The organism is Streptomyces sp. NPDC002144, from assembly GCF_053593695.1.
Window position 1 is genome coordinate 198471 of the sequence record NZ_JBSFDB010000002.1, and the last position, 20581, is coordinate 219051.

The 20581-nt window shown below is 71.7% G+C and carries 17 protein-coding genes; 7 read left to right on the forward strand and 10 right to left on the reverse strand.

Translation table 11 applies throughout. From position 1 onward, the window contains the following. Nucleotides 1–318 precede the first annotated feature (318 nt). Complete coding sequence (locus ACWCQ1_RS03365; RefSeq protein ID WP_358600246.1) at nt 319–1104, reverse strand: AraC family transcriptional regulator; 786 nt, start codon at nt 1102–1104, stop codon at nt 319–321. A gap of 70 nt (nt 1105–1174) precedes the next feature. Between ACWCQ1_RS03365 and ACWCQ1_RS03370 the strand changes: the two genes are divergently transcribed. Beyond that, nucleotides 1175–1996, forward strand: a complete 822-nt coding sequence (locus tag ACWCQ1_RS03370; RefSeq protein ID WP_451025730.1) for a phytanoyl-CoA dioxygenase family protein — start codon at nt 1175–1177, stop codon at nt 1994–1996. Next, complete coding sequence (locus tag ACWCQ1_RS03375) at nt 1993–2265, forward strand: hypothetical protein (protein WP_133048455.1); 273 nt, start codon at nt 1993–1995, stop codon at nt 2263–2265. Before ACWCQ1_RS03370 ends, ACWCQ1_RS03375 begins: the two co-directional genes overlap by 4 nt. A 40-nt stretch (nt 2266–2305) precedes the next feature. On the opposite strand, the gene ACWCQ1_RS03380 is transcribed toward ACWCQ1_RS03375, so the two are convergent. From ACWCQ1_RS03380 to ACWCQ1_RS03405, 6 genes are all read right to left on the reverse strand, one after another. Beyond that, complete coding sequence (locus ACWCQ1_RS03380; RefSeq protein WP_358600251.1) at nt 2306–3208, reverse strand: universal stress protein; 903 nt, start codon at nt 3206–3208, stop codon at nt 2306–2308. A 170-nt stretch (nt 3209–3378) separates the two neighbouring features. After that, nucleotides 3379–3621 (reverse strand): DUF397 domain-containing protein, encoded by a 243-nt coding sequence (locus ACWCQ1_RS03385; protein WP_133048453.1) that lies wholly within the window; start codon nt 3619–3621, stop codon nt 3379–3381. Nucleotides 3622–3715: 94 nt separating this feature from the next. After that, nucleotides 3716–4882 carry a thiolase domain-containing protein gene (locus ACWCQ1_RS03390; protein ID WP_133048452.1) on the reverse strand — a complete coding sequence of 389 codons (1167 nt, stop codon included), beginning with the start codon at nt 4880–4882 and terminating at the stop codon, nt 3716–3718. Then, nucleotides 4879–5928, reverse strand: a complete 1050-nt coding sequence (locus tag ACWCQ1_RS03395) for a thiolase domain-containing protein (RefSeq protein ID WP_358600255.1) — start codon at nt 5926–5928, stop codon at nt 4879–4881. Before ACWCQ1_RS03395 ends, ACWCQ1_RS03390 begins: the two co-directional genes overlap by 4 nt. Further along, nucleotides 5925–6866: a Zn-ribbon domain-containing OB-fold protein gene (locus tag ACWCQ1_RS03400; RefSeq protein ID WP_358600258.1), complete on the reverse strand. Its 942-nt coding sequence runs from the start codon at nt 6864–6866 to the stop codon at nt 5925–5927. The genes ACWCQ1_RS03395 and ACWCQ1_RS03400 overlap by 4 nt, the downstream gene beginning before the upstream one ends. 21 nt (nt 6867–6887) lie before the next feature. Further along, complete coding sequence (locus ACWCQ1_RS03405; RefSeq protein WP_358600261.1) at nt 6888–7688, reverse strand: crotonase/enoyl-CoA hydratase family protein; 801 nt, start codon at nt 7686–7688, stop codon at nt 6888–6890. Between the two features lie 186 nt (nt 7689–7874). Between ACWCQ1_RS03405 and ACWCQ1_RS03410 the strand changes: the two genes are divergently transcribed. The 3 genes from ACWCQ1_RS03410 to ACWCQ1_RS03420 all read left to right on the forward strand — a co-directional run bounded on the left by ACWCQ1_RS03410 (nt 7875) and on the right by ACWCQ1_RS03420 (nt 12458). Further along, nucleotides 7875–9485, forward strand: coding sequence for an acyl-CoA synthetase (locus tag ACWCQ1_RS03410; RefSeq protein ID WP_358600264.1), 1611 nt, complete (start codon nt 7875–7877; stop codon nt 9483–9485). Between the two features lie 748 nt (nt 9486–10233). Continuing rightward, on the forward strand, nt 10234–11940 hold the full coding sequence (locus ACWCQ1_RS03415; RefSeq protein WP_451025868.1) for a sulfatase: 1707 nt from the start codon (nt 10234–10236) through the stop codon (nt 11938–11940). A 110-nt stretch (nt 11941–12050) separates the two neighbouring features. Beyond that, nucleotides 12051–12458, forward strand: a complete 408-nt coding sequence (locus ACWCQ1_RS03420; RefSeq protein WP_358600267.1) for an excalibur calcium-binding domain-containing protein — start codon at nt 12051–12053, stop codon at nt 12456–12458. Here ACWCQ1_RS03420 and ACWCQ1_RS03425 read toward each other — a convergent pair. Next, on the reverse strand, nt 12452–13342 hold the full coding sequence (locus ACWCQ1_RS03425) for an alpha/beta fold hydrolase (RefSeq protein WP_133048446.1): 891 nt from the start codon (nt 13340–13342) through the stop codon (nt 12452–12454). The genes ACWCQ1_RS03420 and ACWCQ1_RS03425 overlap by 7 nt on opposite strands. Nucleotides 13343–13503: 161 nt before the next feature. Between ACWCQ1_RS03425 and paaK the strand changes: the two genes are divergently transcribed. Further along, nucleotides 13504–14799 (forward strand): phenylacetate--CoA ligase PaaK, encoded by a 1296-nt coding sequence (gene paaK / locus ACWCQ1_RS03430; protein ID WP_451025731.1) that lies wholly within the window; start codon nt 13504–13506, stop codon nt 14797–14799. Between the two features lie 141 nt (nt 14800–14940). Here paaK and ACWCQ1_RS03435 read toward each other — a convergent pair whose 3' ends face one another. Both ACWCQ1_RS03435 and ACWCQ1_RS03440 read right to left on the reverse strand, forming a co-directional pair. Further along, nucleotides 14941–16443 (reverse strand): purple acid phosphatase family protein, encoded by a 1503-nt coding sequence (locus ACWCQ1_RS03435; protein ID WP_133048444.1) that lies wholly within the window; start codon nt 16441–16443, stop codon nt 14941–14943. 133 nt (nt 16444–16576) lie between these two features. Continuing rightward, nucleotides 16577–18073 (reverse strand): acyl-CoA synthetase, encoded by a 1497-nt coding sequence (locus tag ACWCQ1_RS03440; protein ID WP_451025732.1) that lies wholly within the window; start codon nt 18071–18073, stop codon nt 16577–16579. 89 nt (nt 18074–18162) lie between these two features. Here ACWCQ1_RS03440 and ACWCQ1_RS03445 point away from each other — a divergent pair, with 89 nt between their 5' ends. After that, complete coding sequence (locus ACWCQ1_RS03445) at nt 18163–20574, forward strand: penicillin acylase family protein (RefSeq protein WP_451025733.1); 2412 nt, start codon at nt 18163–18165, stop codon at nt 20572–20574. Nucleotides 20575–20581 lie beyond the last annotated feature (7 nt).

The window sequence follows — 20581 nt, forward strand, 5'->3', positions numbered from 1 at the left end:
GCAATCAACTCCTTCGGCCCCCGGCGCCGAAGGCCGTCAGGGCCCTCACTACCAGACTGAACCCCATGCGCGTCCCGGGCATGAGGGGCTGTTCGGGCCGCCCATGGGGCCCACCGGCCCCGAAGAGGCGAGGGGACCGAAGGTCGGGCCCTTCGGCCCTGCCGGCCGCGGTGCGGGCCGAGGTTGTATGGGGGTGGCGGAAAGGACCGGAAAAGGCGCGAGAGACGAGCGGCCGACACCGCGCACCGCGCGATCAGGATCCGCGAGAAGCGGGTGGTCCTCTCCGCCGCTCTCTTCCCTGCCAGGCGCCGGCTGGGCTCAGGTCCCCCCGGTCGCCCGTACCGTGCGGGGTGAGGCGCCCAGTTCCCGGTGGCAGGTCTTGTTGAAGGCCTGCAGGTCGGGGATGCCGACCGTGGCCGCGATCGCCGGGATCGCGAGGGTCGAGGCGATCAGCAGGTGCCGGGCGCGCTCCATGCGGCGGCGCCGGATGTAGGCGACGACCGTGTGCCCGGTGCCGTCGCGGAACAGCCGGGTCAGATGGGTGTGCGAGACGCCGGCGGCCCGGGCGATGTCCGGGATGGTCAGGGGGCCGGCCAGCTGCTCCTCGATGTACGCCATGGCGGTGCGCAACGCGGGGTGCCGGACGCCTGGGCGGTGCTCGGCCGCGTCGGCCAGGGCCGTCGTACGCCACAGCACCGTCCACAGTTCCGCCGAGGCCCGCGCCGGGGACTGGGTGCCCGCGGCGACCGTCTGCCGCAGCAGCCCGCTGAGCACGGCCGCCTCCGCGCCCGCGTCCTGCATCGCCGGCACCCGGCGCCGCTCGCCCTCGCCGGGGAGACGAAAGTGTGCGTACAGGTGTTCGCAGCGGGGAGCGTCGTAGTGGAAGTGGACCTCCGTGTCGGGCGGTACGAGGCTGATGTGGCCCGGGCGGATGGGATGCCGGGTGCCGCCGAACTCCAGGACGCCCGAGTAGCCGTACAGATGCACCTGCCACAGGCGCGGGAGGCGGAAGACCTCGTGCGGGCCGGCCGATCCGTGGACGCCGACGCCCGCGTTGACGACCTGCGGCGGCAGGTCGAGGGCCAGGTCCACGTGCTGAAGCATGGTGGAAATTTACCAGTGCTCGCCGAATACAGCCCACGACAGGCGGACCAGGGCTTTCTACGGTTGCCGTATGCCAACCACACGACAGCTGCTGAACTCCGTCCAGGTGGCGCGGTTCGTGGCCCACGGTTTCCTGCGTCTCGACGCGGTCGTGCCCCCGGAGATGAACGAGGAGGCCCTCGGCGTCTTCGACACCGGGCTCGACCCGGTGCCGTACGGCTCCGAGGTGCCGAAGGCGTTCCCCGAGGGCTCCTTCGCCCGCCGGCTCGTCGAACTGCCCGCCGTCGCGGGCGCGCTGGAGAGCCTCGTGGGGCCGGACCCGGCCGTGGACCACCACTTCGTGCACACCCGCGAGCCGCACCAGGGCAGCGCCCAGCCGCTGCACGCGGATGCCCTGATCGACCTGCGCACCGACGCGTTCGACGTGCAGCTCATGTACTACCCGCAGGAGGTCACCGCGGACATGGGCGGCACGCTCATCGTCCCGGGCAGCCACCTGCGCCGCACCAACGAGAGCGACACCGGCCGCTACCAGAACCTCCTCGGCCAGACCCGCCTGACCTGCCCGGCCGGCACGGTCGCCCTGCTGCACCACGGCATCTGGCACGGCGGCCGGCGCAACGACAGCGACACCGTCCGCCACATGTACAAGATCCGCTTCAACCCGACCGTGCCGCAGGTGCGGCTGTGGGACACGGCCGACCTGGACGACCCGGCCGTCCGGGAGGAGCTGCGGCGGGTCTTTCCCTGGTACGAGACCGCCACCGGCCGCCTGGAGCTCCACAACCGCGTCCTGCTGTGGCGCTCGCTGACCGGCGACATCGGCTTCGACATCGACCACTGGGCCACCCGGATCTCCAACCGGCCCGCCTCGCGAAGGAGCACGGTGTGACCACCCGACAGCAGGTCCTCGTCCTGTACCTGGGCACCTCCGCCCTCGACTCCGACGTCGTCGGCTGGGCCCGCTACGACGGCACGGGCGGCAGCCGGCCCACGACGGGCGACAGCGACGAGCCGCCGTACAAGACGGGCGTGGCCGCCCTGGAGGACGGCTGGCGGCTGTTCCAGGCGGCCCAGCTCGTCCCGCCGTACCCGGGGGCGGAGCACGAGACGTCGTTCCTCAAGCACGAGTTCTTCTTCGAGAAGCTCGTCGAGGTGTGAGCACCCGGGAGGGTGCTGAGAGGTGACCACCGGGAGGGTGTCACTCCTCCGCCGGCGTCGGCGGCACCACCGCGACCGGGCTGACCGCGTGCAGCAGGACCGCGTGGGTGACCGAGCCCAGCATGCGGGCCGGGGCCAGCAGTCGCCGGCGGTGGCGGCCGACCACGACCAGGTCGGCGTCGCGGGAGGCGGCGACCAGCAGGCCCGCCGCGTCGCCCGGCATGGCGTACGCCTCGGCGCGGACGTCGGGGTGGTTCTTGCGATGGGGGGCGAGGAAGCCCTCGGCGAGGGTCCAGGTGTCGCGCTCGACGGCCTCCTGGTCGACCATCAGCGGCATGAGCTCCGAGGGGGCGGCCCAGGACTGCACCGGCCAGGCGTAGGCGGCGATCACCTGCAGGCGGGCGCCGCGCAGCGCGGCCTCGGTGAAGGCGAAGTCCAGGGTGGTCTCGTCGGGGCTGTCGACCTGCAGCCCGACGACGACACGGGGGCCGGGCTCGGCGGGCGCTTCGCCGTGCACCTCGCGGCCGGGCCGCGGGATCACCACCACGGGGCACTCGGCGTCCCGTGCGGCGGCCATGCCGTTGGAGCCGAGCAGCAGACTGGCGAAGCCGCCGCGCCCCCGCGAACCCAGCACCAACAGCTGTGCGGTGGACCCCAGTTCGGGCAGCAGAGCGGTGGGCGCGCCCTCCAGACCCACGTACTCGATGTCCGGCCGGTCCGGGACTCCCGCGACATACGCGTGGACCTGGTCCAGCACCGAATCGGCATCCGGGTCCGGTGGCCCCGCGACCAGGACATCGGGCTGCGCCCAGACGGCGTACTGCCGCACATGGACCACCCGCAGCGGCGCCCCGCGTCTGCGGGAGGTGTCGAGGGCCCAGTCCAGGGCGCGCAGGCTGTCGTCCGAACCGTCGACCGCCGCGATGACCGGCAGGGTGCTCATGGGTTCCTCACCTCCGGAGTACGACCGTCCCCCGGGGCCAGCCTCGCTCAGGCGGCGGTCCCGGGGACGTGCTCACGGTCGCGTGTCCGGAAAAACCGGCGAAACGCACCTCCGACGGTTCACCCGGGCCGCCCCGCCGTTCGGCTTGACGGGGTTCGGGCCCCCGCGGTTCAGGTGAGGTCGAACTCGCCCTCCCTGGCACCCGACACGAACGCACCCCACTCCGCCGGGGTGAAGATCAGGGAAGGGCTCTCCGGGCGGCCGCTGTTGCGCATCGCGATGAATCCCTCGACAAAGGCGATCTGGACATCCCCCAGACCACGGCTGCTCGAGTGCCAGTCGGCGTTGCTGAGGTCCAGCTCCGGCTTGTCCCAGCCCGCGAACGGGTGCTGCTGGATGGTGCTCTCGGCCACGTCCGTGCTCCTCCCGATTTCGTCGTCCGCGGTCAGCCTAGCGATCGGGTCCGACCGCCGACAGGCCACGTGAGGAGGACCTTTCGGGAACCTTTCAGGACTCGGGGGGTTCGGAGCCCACCAGCCACATCGAGAAGAACTGCGATCCGCCGCCGTAGGCGTGCCCGAGCACCCGCCGGGCCCCGTCCACCTGGTGCTCTCCGGCCTGCCCGCGCGCCTGGAGCGCCGCCTCGGCGAAGCGGATCATGCCCGACGCCCCGATCGGATTGGTCGACAGGACCCCGCCCGACATGTTGACGGGAAGATCGCCGTCCAGCTCGGTGACCCCGGACTCGGTGAGTTTCCACCCCTCGCCCTCGTCGGCGAAGCCGAGGTTCTCCAGCCACATCGGCTCGTACCAGGAGAACGGCACGTACATCTCGACGGCGTCGATGTCCCGGCGCGGATCGGCGATGCCGGCCTGCCGGTAGACGTCGGCGGCGCAGTCCTTGCCGGCCTGGGGCGAGACGAAGTCCTTGCCGGCGAAGAGGGTCGGTTCGCTGCGCATGGCGCCGCCCAGCATCCAGGCGGGCGGCCGGGGCGCCCGCGCGGCGCCCGCCCGGTCGGTCAGCACCATCGCGCAGGCGCCGTCGGAGGACGGACAGGTCTCCGAGTACCGGATCGGGTCCCACAGCATGGGTGAGGCCTGGACCTTCTCCAGGGTGATGTCGTGCTCGTGAAGATGGGCGTAGGGGTTCTTCAGCGCGTTGCGCCGGTCCTTGTACGCCACCAGGGAGCCGACCGTGTCCGGGGCGCCGCTGCGCCGCATGTACGCGCGCACGTGCGGGGCGAAGAAGCCGCCCGCCCCGGCCAGCAGCGGCTGCTGGAAGGGGATCGGCAGGGACAGGCCCCACATGGCGTTCGACTCGGACTGCTTCTCGAAGGCCAGCGTCAGCACCGTGCCGTGGACGCGGGCCGCGACCAGGTTGGCGGCGACGAGGGCCGTCGATCCGCCGACGCTGCCCGCGGTGTGCACCCGCAGCATCGGCTTGCCGACCGCGCCGAGGGCGTCGGCGAGGTACAGCTCGGGCATCATGACGCCCTCGAAGAAGTCGGGCGCCTTGCCGATGACGACGGCGTCGACGTCGGCCCAGGTCAGCTCGGCGTCCTCGAGCGCCCGCGCGGCGGCCTCGCGGACGAGGCCCGCGATCGACACGTCCCGGCGCGCCGCCACGTGCTTGGTCTGGCCGATCCCTACGACGGCCACGGGCTCCTTGCTCATCGCGGATCCCCTTCGAGTACGGCGACCAGGTTCTGTTGCAGACAGGGGCCCGAGGTGGCGTGGGCCAGTGCCCGGTCGGACTCCCCCCGGTGGATGCCGGCCGCGGCCTCACCGATGCGGATCAGGCCGGCGGCCATCATCGGGTTGGCGGCGAGGGCGCCCCCGGAGGGGTTGACGCGCACGCTGTCGCCGAGCCGCAGCGCCTTGCGCAGCACGACCTCCTGGGAAGTGAACGGCGCGTGCAACTCGGCGGTGTCGACGGGCCGTTCGAAGGCGCCCGCCCTCTCGGCGGCCAGCCGCGTGGACGGCGAGTCGGTCAGGTCCCGCACGCCCAGGCTGTGCGCCTCGATGCGGTGGTCGATGCCCCGGATCCACGCGGGGCGCTCGCACAGTTCCCGGGCCCGCTCCCCCGCCGCGAGGACGACGGCGGCGGCGCCGTCGCCGATCGGCGGGCAGTCGCCGGTGCGCAGGGGCCGTACCAGATACTCGCCCTGCGGCACCGAACCCCTCAGCTGTGCGTGGGAGTTGGCGGTGGCGTCCGCGCGGCTGCGGGCGGCGACGGCCGCGAGGGCCGGCTCGTCGGTCTCACCCGCGTCGATGAGGGCCTGCGCCTGCAGGGCGGCCAGGGCGACCGAGTCCGGCCACAGGGGCGCCACGTAGTACGGGTCCAGCTGCCGGGTCAGGACGTCACGGACGGAGCCGGGCGAGGACTTGCCGTACGAGTAGACGAGCGCGGTGTCCGCGTCGCCCGTGAGCAGCTTGGTCCACGCCTCGTACAGCGCCCAGGCGCCGTCCATCTCGACGTGCGACTCGGAGATCGGCGGCCAGGCGCCGACCCCGTCGAGGGCGAGGGTGAAGGAGAAGGCGCGGCCGGCGAGGTAGTCGCTGGAGCCGGAGCAGGTGAAGCCGATGTCGGCGGTCTTCAGGCCGGTCCGGTCCAGCACCTCGTGCAGCACGGGCATGAGCATCTCCACCTCGGAGAGCTCGTCGGTGGTGCGCCGGTGGTCGGTCTGGGCGAAGGCGACGACCGCGATGTCCCGGGTCACAGCAGCTCCTTGTAGGTGTCGTACTCCGCGTCGGGCTCGCCGGTGGGCCGGTAGTGGTCGGGGTAGCGGGCGCCCTCCGTCCACACCGCCTCGACGCGCAGTCCCATGCGCACCTGGTCGTAGGGGATGCCGCCGATCCGGCCGTGCAGGGCGAGGTCGGCGCCGTCGAGGGCGATGTGGGCGTAGACGTAGGGCACTTCGATGTCGAGGTTCTTGGCCTTGATGTTGACGATGCAGAAGGTGGTGACCGTGCCGCGCGGGCCCACTTCGACGTGTTCGGCCGTGGCGACGCCGCAGGTGGGACAGGCGCCCCTCGGCGGCACGTACACCTTGCGGCAGGAGGGGCAGCGCTCGCCGACCGTGCGCCGCTCGGAGAGGGCGTGGATGTAGTCGGACTGCGCGCGTCCCGGGGAGTAGGTGTAGTCGAGGCGGGCGAAGGCGACGATGCCGCTGATCGAGTCCGCGAACTCGCCGCTGTGGCCGGTCGGCCCGGCCGGCTCGCCGTCGTACGGCTCGAAGCAGGCGATGTCGGTGATGGCACCGGAGCGCTCCTCGGCCCAGCGGACGCGGACGCGCATCCCCGTGTGCACGGCGTCGGGGCCGGGGGCGTCGAGGGCGTGCAGGAGAGCGGTGTCGGCGCCGTCGAGGCGGACCAGGACCCAGGCGAAGGGCGTGTCGAGGGGCTGGCCACGACGGGGTTCGTGGTTCCAGGCCCAGGTGGTGACGGTGCCGGTGGGGGCGACCTCGACGAGATCGCGGATCTCCTCGGCGGTGACGGGGTCGTACTCGACGGGTGGGACGAGGGTGCGGCCGTCCTTCGCCTTCACGCCGAGGACGACGCACTCGCGCAGACCGGTCAGGAAGGCGCTCTGCACCGGGCCGAGGGAGCGGGTGAAGGGGAATTCGACGGCGAGGGGGGCTTTGAGGACTTCGGGCATGCCCGGTCTCCTTCGGTGGGGTCAGGCGCGTTTGTAGACGGGCTGCCGTTTCTCCGCGAAGGCTCGGGCGCCTTCCTTCGCGTCGGCCGTGTCGAAGATCGGCCAGCCGCGCTTGAGTTCGGAGGCGAGGCCGTCGGTCTCCGTCATCTCGGCCGTCTCGTAGACGGAGGCCTTGATCGCCTCGACCGCCAACGGCCCGCACGCGTTGACCTGTTCGGCGATCTCCAGTGCCCTGTCGAGTGCGGTGCCGTCCGGTACGACATGGCCGATCAGCCCGATGCCGGCGGCCTCGCGGGCGGTGTAGGGGCGGCCGGTGAGCAGCATCTCCAGGGCGTGGGTGCGCGGGATCTGCCGTTGCAGCCGGACGGTCGACCCGCCGATCGGGAACAGACCGCGTTTGACCTCGTAGAGCCCGAAGGTCGCCGACTCGCCCGCGACCCGGATGTCGGTGCCCTGGAGGATCTCGGTGCCGCCCGCCACGCAGTAGCCCTCGACGGCGGCGATCACCGGTTTGCGGGGGCGGTGATGGCGCAGCAGTGCCTTCCAGTGCAGGTCCGGGTCGGCCTTGAGGCGGTCCCGGTAGTGCTCGCCGTCCGTGCCCCGGCCCGCGAGGGCCTTGAGGTCCATGCCGGCGCAGAACGAGTCCCCGGCGCCGGTGAGCACGATCGAGCGCACCGCTTCGTCCTCGTCGGCCTCCACCCAGCCGTCGTACAGCCCGATCAGCATCGGCAGCGAGAGCGCGTTCTTGGCTTCGGGCCTGTTGAGCGTGAGCACCAGTGTGGCGCCTTCGCGCCGCACGGTGAGGTGTTCCGTCCCACCCATGGCCAACTCCCCTCTCCTGGAACGAGAACAGGTTGCAGTAGCCGGGGAGGCACTTCAAGAGTTTTCTGACAGTCAGTCAGATTTCTTCGCGCGAACCCTTCACAGTTGCCGCGCCCTTTGCTCTGATGACCGGCGAACCGAGGGATGCGCCTTTCTTGGTCATGGCTGCCGGGGTCAGGAGGAGCGGTGGAGTACAACCTTGCGGACCTGTTCGAGTCGGTCGTCGACGCGGTGCCGGACCGCGAGGCCCTGGTGTACATCGACCACCCCGGCACGGGCGCCGAGCGCCGGCTGACGTACGCGGAGCTGGACGCGGCGGCGAACAGGATCGGCCACCATCTGATCGACGCGGGGATCCGGCCGGGCGAGCACCTCGGCCTGCACCTCTACAACGGGGTCGAGTACCTGCAGACGGTGCTCGGCTGCCTCAAGGCGCGGGTCGTACCGGTCAACGTCAACTACCGGTACGTCGAAGAGGAGTTGGTGTACCTCTACCGGGACGCCGACCTCGTCGCCCTCGTCTTCGACGCGGAGTTCGGCGACCGGGTGGCGGCCGCGCTGCCCCAGTGTCCGAAGCTGCGGCATCTCGTCCGGGTGGGGGAAGCGGCCGACATGGCCTCCGTGCTGTCCTTCTCCGAGGCGGAGGCGGGCAGTTCGGCCGAGCGCGGGTTCCCCCCGCGGTCGGGGGACGACCAGTTCATCATCTACACCGGCGGCACGACCGGGATGCCCAAGGGTGTGATGTGGCGCCAGGAGGACCTGTTCTTCTCGGGGCTGGGCGGCGGCGCGCCGACCGGTGAGCCGGTCAAGAAGCCGGAGGAGCTGGCCGAGCGGGTGGCTGCCGGGGGCAGCGGGATCACGTTCTTCCCCACTCCCCCATTGATGCACGGCACCTCCACCCTCACCTCCTTCATCGGCTTCAACTTCGGCCAGCGGGTGGTGATCCACCGCAAGTTCGTGCCCGAGGAGGTGCTGCGGACCGTCGAGAAGGAGAAGGTCACCAGCATGTCCCTGGTGGGCGACGCCATGCTGCGGCCGCTGATCGACGCGCTCAAGGGGCCGATGAAGGGTACGGACTGCTCCTCGGTGTTCAGCGTCTCCTCCTCCGGCGCGGTGATGTCGGAGACGGTGCGCCGGCAGTTCCAGGAGCTGCTCCCGGGCGCCATGCTGCTCAACAACTACGGCTCCTCCGAGTCCGGCTTCAACGGCACGGCGACGGCGGACTCCGGGGCCGGACAGAGCTTCCGCATCCGCGTCAACGCCCGTACGCAGGTCGTCGATCCGGCCACGCACGAGGCGGTCGCGGTGGGTGAGGTGGGCCGGGTCGCCCAGTGCGGCCATGTGCCGCTCGGCTACTACAACGACCCCCGGAAAACCGCCGAGACCTTCTTCGAGAAGGACGGCCGGCGCTGGGTGCTGCTCGGCGACATGGCCACGGTGGACGAGGAGGGCGTGGTCACCGTCCTGGGCCGTGGCTCGCAGTGCATCAACACCGGGGGCGAGAAGGTGTACCCGGAGGAGGTCGAACAGGCGCTGAAGTCCCACCCGGACGTGTACGACGCGCTGGTGGCCGGGGTGCCGGACGCGCAGTGGGGCAACCATGTGGCGGCGGTGGTCCAACTTCGCGAGGGCGCGTCGCGGCCGTCCCTGGAGGACATCCAGTCGCACTGCCGCACCCATCTCGCCGGCTACAAGATCCCACGCCAGCTGGTGATCGCCGAGACGATACGGCGCTCACCCAGCGGCAAGGCGGACTACCGCTGGGCCAAGGAAGTGGCGGTGGCGGCGGATCGTTAGGGGGCGTGGGGCAGCGGGAGTCGAGGGGCTCGTGGGACGGGGGCGCGGGCAGGGCACCGTGTGGTGACCGGTTCGCGGGGGTGATGCGGGGGGCAGGGCAGCGGGGTCGTCGCGGGCGGGCGTAGTCTTTGCGCGCGGTTGACCCGGGCGCTTGAACGCGGGGTTACGTGGGGCCGTACGCGAGGTTGGTGGCCCTGGCCTGCAGGTCCGGTCCGCCGTGTCATCACCGCGCTCCGCATGGAAGGACCCTCGGGTGTCGCACCTCACGCCCCCTCGCCAACTGCCGACTGCCGATCCCACGGCACCGGACCCGGCGGAGGAGGCCTCGACCGCCCCGACGGCGACCGACCCGGAGCCGGGTGCCGTGGCCGACGTACGGACGAGGGACGAGCGGGTGCCCGAGACGACGGACGACGCGCCCGCAGCGGACGCGGAGACGGAGAGGGAGAGGGAGAAGGCGCGGGAAGAGGCCGAGCCGGGAACGGACGACGCAGCGGAGGAAACGGCAGACCGGGCAGAGGACGGAGAAACCCCGTCCGCCGAGGGAGCCGTCCCGCCCACGACCCCCACCAGCGCCGCCAAACCCGAGAAGTCCACCGGCGGGACGACCGCCGCATCGGCCGCCGTGACCGCCGACGCATCCAGTGCCGAGCCGAGCGACGAATCCGTCGCCGCGACCGAGGCCGAAGTCGCCACCGCGGCCGACGACGATCCTCCCACCGAGACGACGGCCGCCCCCGCCGCAAACGTGGCCGGCCCCGACCCGGATCCGGACCTGGCAGCCTCCTCCCCCGGCACTCGCCCCGGCTGGTTCGGGTGGCGGCGGCGTTACCCCCGTGCCGCGGGTGTCGTGCGGGTGGCGACGACCGTGTTGGCCGGTGTGTTCGTGATCGTCGCGGATCTCGTGCCGGACAGGCTCGACCGGATCACCCTCCAGTCGGTCGTCCGACTCCCCGTCGAGCCGATCCTCCTCGCGATCGTGCTGCTCGCCCTGCCCGCGAAGGCGCGGCGCGTCGGGGCCGTCGTCGCGGGCACCTTCCTCGGTCTGACCACCGTGCTGAAGTTCATCGACATGGGCTTCTACCAGACCCTCGCCCGGCCGTTCGACCTGGTCTTCGACTGGACCCTGCTCAGCGACGGCGCGGACTGGGTGAAGGACTCCTTCGGCCGCTCGGGCGAGGTGCTCGCCGTGATCGGCGTGATCGTCCTGTTCATCGCCGTGCTCGTGCTGAGCGCGCTCGCGGTGCTGCGGCTGGCGGACACGATGGGCCGGCACCGCTCCACGGCCGTCGGCACCACGCTCGTCCTCGGCACCGTGTGGATCACCTGTTTCACGCTGAGCGTGGAGTTCGGCAGCGTTCCGTTCGCGACGAAGGGCTACAGCCAGTTCCTCGCCCACCGCATGCAGTCCGTCAGCGACGGACTGGGGGACGCGAAGGTCTTCGCGAAGCAGCTCCACGTCGACAAGTACGCCAACACCCCGTCCGACCAGCTGCTGACCGGGCTGCGCGGCAAGGACGTGATGTTCACCTTCATCGAGAGCTACGGGCGGGTGGCCATCGACGATCCGGCGATGGCACCGGAGATCGACGCGACTCTCAAGCAGGGTGACGCCAGGCTGAAGGCGGCCGGCTTCGCCTCCCGGAGTGGCTGGCTGCGCTCGCCGGTCACGGGCGCCGGCAGCTGGCTCGCGCACTCGACGTTCCTGTCCGGACTGTGGATCAAGAACCAGGAGCGGTACCGGACGCTGACGACCAGCGACCGCGCGACCCTGACCAGCTACTTCCAGAAGACCGGCGCCTGGCGCACGGTCGGCATCGTGCCGGGTGTGCGCAAGTCCTGGCCGGAGGGCAAGTACTTCGGCCTCGACCACATCTACGACTCCACGCACCTCGGCTACCAGGGGCCGTACTTCAGCTGGACGCCGGTGCCGGACCAGTTCAGCCTGGAGGCCTTCCAGAAGCTGGAGCACGGCAAGAAGAACCGTGACCCGATCATGGCGGAGATCATCCTGGCCTCCAGCCACAACCCCTGGTCGCCCATCGCCCACATGATCGACTGGAAGGACCTCGGGGACGGCAAGGTCTTCTACAAGATCAAGAAGGAGGGCACGAACCCCACGGAGGTCTGGAAGAGCGCGTCACGCGTGCGGACCGAGTACCGCAAGGCGATCCAGTACTCCCTGGACAGCCTGACCGAGTGGATGCAGCGCTACGGCGACGACAACACCGTCCTCGTCTTCCTCGGCGACCACCAGCCCGTCCCGACGGTCACCCGGGGCACCGCCAACAGGGACGTCCCGGTCACCATCGTCGCCCGCGACCCCAAGGTGCTGGACCGCGTCGCGAACTGGGGCTGGACGGACGGCCTCAAGCCCGCGCCCAACGCCCCCGAGTGGACCATGGACACGTTCCGCGACCGCTTCATAGCGGCATACGGCCCGAACGGCGGCTGACACCCCGGGCAGGAAGCCTCCGGACGGCGTAGCAGGACGCGCCCGGGCGGGGCGGGGTCCCTAGGGTCGGATCACGGTGACGGAGGTCACCGCGCCCGAAGGGACCCCCCATGAACGCAGGCATACGCGCGCTCACCACCGCCGCGCTGACGATCCTCGTGACCACCGGTCCGGCGGCCGTGGCCGCCCACGCTCAGAACAACCTGAACTGCGGTGACTTCGCCACGCAGGAGGACGCCCAGGCGGAGTTCAACCGCGATCCCAGCGACCCCAACCGCCTGGACGCGGACAACGACGGCATCGCCTGTGAGGACCTGCCGCGCCGAGGTGCCACCGCCATCCCCTCCACCCTGCCGCCCACGCGAGGCGTCAACGGGGGTGTCGGCGGTAGCCAGGGGCCGTCCGGCTTCGAGGTGGCGGGCGGGGTCGGGCTGACCGCGCTCGGGGTGGGGCTCGCCGCCGGTCATGTTCTGCTTCGGCGCCGCCGCGCAACGGCCTGGGCTCAGCGGCGTCACTGAGTCAAGGAGTCTCCTTCCGGCTGGACGGACGGCCGTGCGGGCACTCGCCGCCCGTCCAGGAAACGCGTGACCCGGCCGGCGAACCAGTCGGGGTCGTCCAGCCACGGGTAGTGCCCCGCGCCGGGCTGGACGGTGAAGTCGGCGTTCGGGAACGCGTCGGCGGCGGCCCGGGCCAGTTCGGGGCGTGGGCCGCCGTCGAGTTCTCCGGCGAGGACCAGGACCGGAGCGGTGAGGCGGGCGAGTGCGGCACGGGTGGCGGGTGGGTCGTAGGCGCCCTCCGACCCGTACCTCTCGGACGCCTCGTCGTTGAACTGCTCCTCCGCGCGCGCCTCGTGCCGCCGAGCCGTGTCGTCCCAGCGGCCGTAGAAGAAGGGCGCGCATGCGGGGTCGTAGTCGGACCGCCCCGCCAGCCACCGCTCGAGGGCCGGGAACGCCTCCGGGAACCACGGCTCGCCGCTCCTCAGCCGTGCCGCCGCCAGCCGCTGCTCGGCGGTCGCCGGCAGGCCCAGCGCCCACGGAATGGCGGTCACCAGCACCAGCCTCGCCACCCGCTCCGGGTACCTGGCCGCGTACAACATCGCGAGGCTGCCGCCCGCCGAGTGGGCGAGGACGTCCATCCGGTCGAGTCCCAGGTGCGCGCGCAGGGCCTCCACGTCGGCCACGAGCCGGTCGCAGCGGTACGAGCCCGGATCGGCCGGTGTCGCGGAGTCGCCCGTGCCACGCAGGTCGAGCAGGACCAGGCGCCGGTGCGCGGAGAGACCGCCCAGGTCACCGAGGTAGGCGGAGGCCTGCATGGGGCCGCCGGGCAGGACGACGAGCGGGGCGCCCTCACCTCGCAGGTGGTAGGCGAGCTCGGTCCCGTCGGCGGCGGTGAAGGTCGGCATGCGCCGATCTTCACCGGCGGCGGAACGGCGCCGCAACGGAGTTCCAGAAAATGCGGCCAGACCTCTTGCCTGCGCCTGGACGGCCTGAATTACTGATCCCGAACATCTCGACCGAATGATCGGTCGTCCGTATTGATGCGGTTGGTTAGGGAGAAGTCCCGATGGCTGATGTGACGGAGCTGCTGGACGCGGGGGAAAGGCTGGACGCCGGGGCGTTGCGGACGCTGCAGCTGGAACGGCTGCGGTCCTCACTGCGGCACGCCTACGAACACGTGCCCTTCTACCGGGAGTCCTTCGACAAGGCCGGCGTCCACCCGGACGACTGCCGGTCCCTGGAAGACCTGGCCCGCTTCCCGTTCACCACCAAGGCCGACCTGCGCGAGAACTACCCGTACGGCATGTTCGCCGTACCCCGGGACCGCGTCCGCCGCATCCACGCCTCCAGCGGCACCACCGGCCGCCCGACCATCGTCGGCTACACGGACAACGACCTCTCCCTGTGGGCCGACATGGTGGCCCGCTCGATCCGCGCCGCGGGCGGCCGAGCGGGCGACACGGTCCATGTGGCGTACGGATACGGCCTGTTCACCGGCGGCCTGGGCGCGCACTACGGCGCCGAACGGCTCGGCTGTACGGTCGTCCCCGCGTCCGGCGGCATGACGGCCCGTCAGGTGCAGCTGATCCAGGACCTCGCACCGCGGATCATCATGGTGACGCCGTCGTACATGCTGACGCTGCTCGACGAGTTCGAGCGGCAGGGCGTCGATCCGCGCTCCACCTCGCTGCGGACGGGCGTGTTCGGTGCCGAGCCCTGGACGGAGGAGATGCGGCGGGAGATCGAGGAGCGGTTCGCGATCGACGCCGTGGACATATACGGACTGTCGGAGGTGATCGGCCCGGGCGTGGCGCAGGAGTGCGTGGAGACCAAGGACGGGCTGCACATCTGGGAGGACCACTTCTATCCGGAGATCGTCGACCCGATCACGGGTGAGGTGCTGCCGGACGGCGAGGAGGGCGAGCTGGTCTTCACCTCGCTGACCAAGGAGGCCATGCCCGTCGTGCGGTACCGCACGCGCGATCTGACCCGGCTGCTGCCGGGGACGGCGCGGGTGTTCCGGCGCATGGAGAAGGTCACCGGCCGCAGCGACGACATGGTGATCCTGCGCGGGGTGAACCTCTTCCCGACACAGATCGAGGAGATCGTGCTGCGCACGCCGGGCGTGGCGCCCCACTTCCAGCTGCGGCTGACCCGTGAGGGACGTCTGGACGCGCTCACGGTACGGGCCGAGGCCCGCCCCGACGCCGCGCCGGAGGTCCGTGACGCGGCCGCGCGGGCCATCGCGGCGGCCGTGAAGGACGGCATCGGTGTCTCGGTGGCCGTCGAGATCGTCGAACCGGAGTCACTGGAACGGTCGGTGGGCAAGATCCGCCGGATCGTTGACCTCCGGCGCGGATGACCGGGGGACGGAGTCCCTGCCGGCCCGCGCCTCGGTCGGCGGAGGCCCCTGCAACCCCCGCCCGCACGCCCCCGCACGCCGGGCACAACACAGCCCCCTGTCGGCCCAGCCACCCGCGCGCCAGGCCTGCGGAGACTGCTGTCAACCCGCCGCGCCGGTCGCGCCCAAGGACGCCAGGGACGGCCGGGTGATCCCGGACAGGTCGCGGTAGACCACGCTGTTGCGGTCGGTGACGGAGCGGCCGAGCGCGTGGTGCGGCCACAGGCCCCCGGCCATGCGCCGGCTGCGCTCGCCCCACTCCAGGGCCTCGGCGCCGCGCGCCTTGAAGAAGTTGAGGGCGTAGCCGCCGGTGTGGACGCGCAGCAGGCTGAAGCCGCCGGGGTACTCCTTGGCGGCGCCGACCTCCTGCAGGGCCACGTGCGGTGCCTGTGGCAGCACGGTGCGCTTGTTGCGGTGGGTGTGGCCGGCGTGGTGGAGGAAGACGCCCGGGGTGGCGGCATAGGCCTCCAGGATGGCCCGGGCCTGGCGTCGGCCCAGGCGCTGGCCCGCGCCGACGGGGAAGAGCGAGTCCCGTACGGTCAGCGGATGGTGGCCGAAGACGACGGTGGGCTGCTCCCGCTGCTCGCGCAACCGGCTGCGGAACCAGGCCAGTTGCTCGGCGCCGAGCCCGCCGGAGTCGGCGCCGTTGCCGCGCTTCTCGTAGGTGTCGAGCCCGATGATGCGCAGCCCGCCCAGGTCGCGCTCGAAGTACCCCGGCTCGTCCGGCCGGCCGAAGCCGCGGCGGAAGGTGTCGCCGTCGGACTCCTCGACCGCTCCGGGCCGGTCGTGATTGCCCCGGACGACGAAGTAGTCCCGTCCGTGCGTCCCGAAGCCGTCCAGGATGCCCCTGGCCCGCGCGAGATCGGCGGCCGAGCCGCCGGCCGAGATGTCGCCCGCGGCCAGCAGTACGTCGGCCCCTCGTCTGCGGGCCTCCTGCACCAGGGCCCGGGTCATGAGCTCCGGGTAGGGCGCGAGCCCCGGCTGCTGGGAGATTCCGCGCATGAAGGGGATGCCGCCCACGAGCCCGGCGGTGGTCTCGCCGAGGTGCAGGTCGTTGCAGAGAGCGAGGGAGATCAGATGCCGGCCGGGCGGGGGCAGGGGCGTGGTGAAGGAGTACGGGCCGCCGTGCGAACCCAGGCCGTGCAGGGAGGTGCCGGCGGCGTTGCCGCGGATCAGGTGCAGCGCGGTGGGCCGGGCGGCCACGCCCCGGGAGCGGGCCTGGTAGTAGTACGTCTGCCCGGGCTCCAGGCCGGTGAGTTCCACGTGGTGGTGGGCCGTGGGCAGGTCCTCGCCGGCGACCCGGTTGAGCCGGCCGGGATGGGTGCCGTAGACGACCTCGCCCTCGGTGAGGGCGGGCAGCATGTGCCCGAAGCCGTCGTCGGTGCCCGGGATGCCGGTGTACCAGGTGATGATCGCGCGGTCCTCGATCAGGGTGACCAGTTCCAGATGGACGGCGGCGATCGGGTGGTGGTGCGGCAGTCGGGTGCGGGCGGCGGAGACGGCGCGCAGCAGCGCCGGGGCGAGCAGTGCTCCGGAACGCAGCACCTCACAGGGGCCGGGGACTCCGGCGAGGGCGGCGAGAGGAGCGGGGAAGCAGCAACGCATGCCTGGTTTGTGTCCTCCTGCCATGAACAGGAGCCATGCTACTGGCGGCCGTGCCGGGTACGAAACGGGTCTTTCCTGTGCATCGCATCACGTGCCCGGGAAGGGGCACGTCGGGTACCCGGGCCGCGCCGCATCATGCACCGAGGCTGTCCCGCAGCTCCCGTTTCAGGATCTTCCCGCTGGCGTTGCGCGGGAGTTCGTCGACGAACACCACCCGCTTCGGGGCCTTGAAGTGCGACAACTGCTCGCGGGTGTGGGCGATGAGCTCTTCCTCGGTGACCTCGCCGCGTGGTACGACGACCGCCGTGACGGCCTCGACCCACCGCTCGTCGGGCAGGCCGATCACGGCGACCTCGGCGACCGCCTCGTGGGTGTAGAGGACGTCCTCGACCTGGCGTGAAGCGACCAGGACGCCACCGGAGTTGATGACGTCCTTCACCCGGTCGACGATCGTGTAGTAGCCGTGCGCGTCGCGCACCGCGAGGTCGCCGGAGTGGAACCAGCCGTCCCGGAAGGCCTCCGCGGTCTCCTCCGGCTTGTCCCAGTAGCCCTCGCACAACTGCGGCGAGCGGTAGACGATTTCACCGGGCGTGCCGTCGGGGACGTCCTTGCCGTCCTCGTCGACCACGCGGGCGTCGACGAAGAGCACGGGCCGGCCGCAGGAATCCATGCGGCCCTTGTGCTCGTCCGGGGCGAGGACGGTGGCCAGGGGGCCGATCTCGCTCTGGCCGAAGCAGTTGAAGAAGCCGAGCTTCGGCAGCCGTTCGCGCAGCCGCTCCAGGACGGGCACCGGCATGATCGAGGCGCCGTAGTAGGCCTTGCGGAGGCCGCTCAGGTCCCGGGTGGCGAAGTCGGGGCGGTTGGACAGACCGATCCAGACCGTCGGCGGCGCGAACAGGCTGTCCACGCGGCCCGCTTCGATCAGGTCGAAGAGGCGGTCGCCGTCGGGCGCGTCGAGGATGATGTTGGTGGCGCCGACGGCGATGTACGGCAGCAGGAACACATGCATCTGCGCCGAGTGGTAGAGCGGCAGGGAGTGCACCGGCCGGTCACCGGCGGACAGGTCCAGGGCGGTGATGGCGCTGAGGTACTCGTGGACCAGCGCGCGGTGCGTCATCATCGCGCCCTTGGGCAGGGCGGTCGTACCGGAGGTGTACAGCAGCTGGACCAGGTCCTCGGTGCGCGGCTCGGGGCCGTCGTACGCGGGCGCGGTCGTGAGCCGGGCGAGCAGGGAGTCGTCGGTGTCGCGCAGCGGCAGGGTCCGGACGTCGTGGGCGAGCCGGTCCGCGAGGTCGGGATCGGTGAGGACGAGCGAGCTGCCCGACTGGCCGACGATGTAGGCGAGATCGTCGCCGGTCAGGTTCTGGTTGACCGGGACGTGCACGAGGCCGGCGCGGGCGCAGGCGAGGAAGGCGATCAGGTAGGCGTCGGAGTTGTGGCCGTAGGCGCCGACCCGGTCGCCCGGCTCCAGCCCCTGGCCGAGCAGGACGCTCGCCGCGCGGGAGACGGCCTCGTCGAGTTCGCCGTACGTCCATGACCGCTCGCCGTACTCCACCGCGACCCGCGCGGGGGTGCGCCGGGCGCTGCGCCGCAGCACCCCGTCAACCGTGCTGCCGTGTCCCTGCGTCATGACTCATGATCCTCGGTCCGTGACCGGGGCAGGTCAAGCACGTTCGTACGGCCAATCGCAGCTTCCCCCGATGACGTTGGGAGACACCCTTGCGCATCCGCCCGAGACGACTGCTCATCGCGGCGTTAGCCCTGCTCACCGCATCCACCGCGGTGCCCGCCGCCGCGGCGGACCGGCAGGCCCGTCAGGAGAGTCCGGCCCGCGGCGGACTGTCCGCCGTGATCCGCTACACCGAGTACGGCATTCCGCACATCGTCGCCGAGGACTACCCGGACCTCGGCTTCGGCACCGGCTGGGCGCAGGCCGCCGACCAGGTGTGCACGCTCGCCGACGGCTTCGTGACCGTGCGCGGTGAGCGTTCGCGCTACTTCGGAGCCGACGCGTCGACCGACTTCTCGCTCTCGTCGGCCGCCGACAACCTCTCCAGCGACCTGTACTTCCGTGGCGTGCGGGAGTCCCGCACGGTGGAGAAGCTGCTCGCCGAACCGGCACCGCTGGGCCCGAGCAGGGACGCCAAGGACCTGATGCGGGGCTTCGCCGCCGGGTACAACGCCTGGCTCGCGCAGAACCGGATCAATGACCCGGCGTGCCGCAGTGCCGCCTGGGTGCGGCCGGTCACGACCACGGACGTGGCCGCCCGCTTCTACGCCATCTCGGTGCTCGGCGGCCAGGGCGGCGCCGTGGACGAGATCACCGGCGCGCAGCCGCCCACCGGCACCGGCACCGGCACCGGCACCAAAGCCATGCTCGACGCCCAGGCCCTGATCAGGGCCGTGCGCGCCCGGACCGCCGACTCGGACATGGGGTCGAACGCCGTCGCCTTCAGCGGTGCCACCACGGCGAACGGACGGGGTCTGCTGCTGGGCAACCCGCACTACCCGTGGCACGGCGGGCGCCGCTTCTGGCAGGTGCAGCAGACCATCCCGGGCGAGCTGAACGTCGCCGGAGCCTCGCTGCTGGGCTCGCCGACCGTCTCCATCGGCTACAACTCCCGTGTGGCGTGGAGCCACACCGTCGCGACCGGGGTTCCGTTCAACCTCACCCGGCTGACGCTCGACCCGGCCGACCCCACCGTCTATCTCGTCGACGGCAAGCCGGAGCGGATGACCGGGCGGACCGTCACGGTGGCGGTCAAGGACGGCGCCCCCGTGACCCGCACCCAGTGGTGGACCCGCTACGGCCCCGTCGTCGCCGACCCGCAGGGCGATCCGCCGCTGCCCTGGACGGCCACGACGGCCTACGCGCTCAACGATCCCAACGCCGCCAACCTGCGGTTCGCCGACACCTCGCTGGGCTTCGGCAAGGCACGCGGCACGGCGGACATCCTCACGTCCCTCGACCGGCACCAGGGGCTGCCGTGGGTGAACACCATCGCCGCGGACTCCTCGGGGCACTCCCTCTACACCCAGTCGCAGATCCTGCCCCGCATCACCGACGACCTCGCGGCGCGCTGCTCCACGGACCTCGGCAAGGTCACCTACGCGCAGGCGGGCCTGGCGGTCCTCGACGGCTCGCGGGGCGACTGTGCGCCCGGCAGTGACAAGGACGCCGTGCAGCCCGGCACCTTCGGGCCTTCCCGGATGCCGACGCTTCTGGACGCCCCCTACGCGGAGAACTCCAACGGCAGTCCCTGGCTGACGAACGCCGACCACCCCCTCACGGGATACGAGCGCGTCTTCGGGGACATCGGCACTCAGCGTCAGTTGCGGACACGGGGTGCGATCGAGGACGTGGCGGCGCTGGCGAAGCGGGGCGGGCTCACGGTCCGGGACCTGCAGCGGCAGGAGTTCGCCAATCGGGCGCCCGCGGGCGAGCTGGCGGCGGCCGACACGGCGAAGGCGTGTGCCGCGCTGCCCGGCGGCACGGCAACGGCCAGTGACGGGAAGGTGGTTGACGTCGCCGAGGCCTGCGGGACGCTCGCGGCCTGGGACCGGACCATGAACACCGACAGCCGGGGCGCCCTGCTCTTCGACCGCTTCTGGCGCAGGCTGACGGCCACGGTGCCGGCGGCCCGGTTCTGGAAGGTGCCGTTCTCGGCGGCCGACCCGGTCCACACACCGAACACGCTCAACACCGCCGCTCCCGGCTTCACCACGGCCCTCGCGGACACGGTCGGCGAGCTCCGGGCGGCGGGCATCCCGCTCGACTCCCCGCTCGGCGAGCACCAGTTCGTGGTGCGGGGCGGCAAGCGCATCCCCGTCCCGGGCGGTACGGAGAGGCTGGGTGTGTGGAACAAGATCGAGCCGGTGTGGGACGCGGCGCGGGGCGGCTACACGGAGGTGACGACGGGCTCCAGCCACATCCAGGCCGTCGGCTGGGACGGCAGCGGCTGCCCGGTGGCCCGCACCCTGCTGACGTACGCCCAGTCCGAGAACCCGAACTCGCCGCACTACAGCGACCAGACCCGGCTGTTCTCGGGCGAGAAGTGGGTGACCGCCCGCTTCTGCGAGAAGGACATCCGGTCCTCGCCGGTCCTCAGGGTGATCCGGGTCCGGTCGTGACGGCCGC

Coding starts and splice junctions, on each gene's coding strand:
- ACWCQ1_RS03425 (WP_133048446.1), bottom strand. CDS start 13,342: ATGCCGACCTTCACCGCCGCCGACGGGACCGAGCTCGCCTACCACCTG.
- ACWCQ1_RS03405 (WP_358600261.1), bottom strand. CDS start 7,688: ATGGGTGGGACGGAACACCTCACCGTGCGGCGCGAAGGCGCCACACTG.
- ACWCQ1_RS03380 (WP_358600251.1), bottom strand. CDS start 3,208: ATGAGCACCCTGCCGGTCATCGCGGCGGTCGACGGTTCGGACGACAGC.
- ACWCQ1_RS03400 (WP_358600258.1), bottom strand. CDS start 6,866: ATGCCCGAAGTCCTCAAAGCCCCCCTCGCCGTCGAATTCCCCTTCACC.
- ACWCQ1_RS03440 (WP_451025732.1), bottom strand. CDS start 18,073: ATGACGCAGGGACACGGCAGCACGGTTGACGGGGTGCTGCGGCGCAGC.
- ACWCQ1_RS03365 (WP_358600246.1), bottom strand. CDS start 1,104: ATGCTTCAGCACGTGGACCTGGCCCTCGACCTGCCGCCGCAGGTCGTC.
- ACWCQ1_RS03390 (WP_133048452.1), bottom strand. CDS start 4,882: ATGAGCAAGGAGCCCGTGGCCGTCGTAGGGATCGGCCAGACCAAGCAC.
- paaK (WP_451025731.1), top strand. CDS start 13,504: ATGGCTGATGTGACGGAGCTGCTGGACGCGGGGGAAAGGCTGGACGCC.
- ACWCQ1_RS03435 (WP_133048444.1), bottom strand. CDS start 16,443: ATGCGTTGCTGCTTCCCCGCTCCTCTCGCCGCCCTCGCCGGAGTCCCC.
- ACWCQ1_RS03370 (WP_451025730.1), top strand. CDS start 1,175: ATGCCAACCACACGACAGCTGCTGAACTCCGTCCAGGTGGCGCGGTTC.
- ACWCQ1_RS03420 (WP_358600267.1), top strand. CDS start 12,051: ATGAACGCAGGCATACGCGCGCTCACCACCGCCGCGCTGACGATCCTC.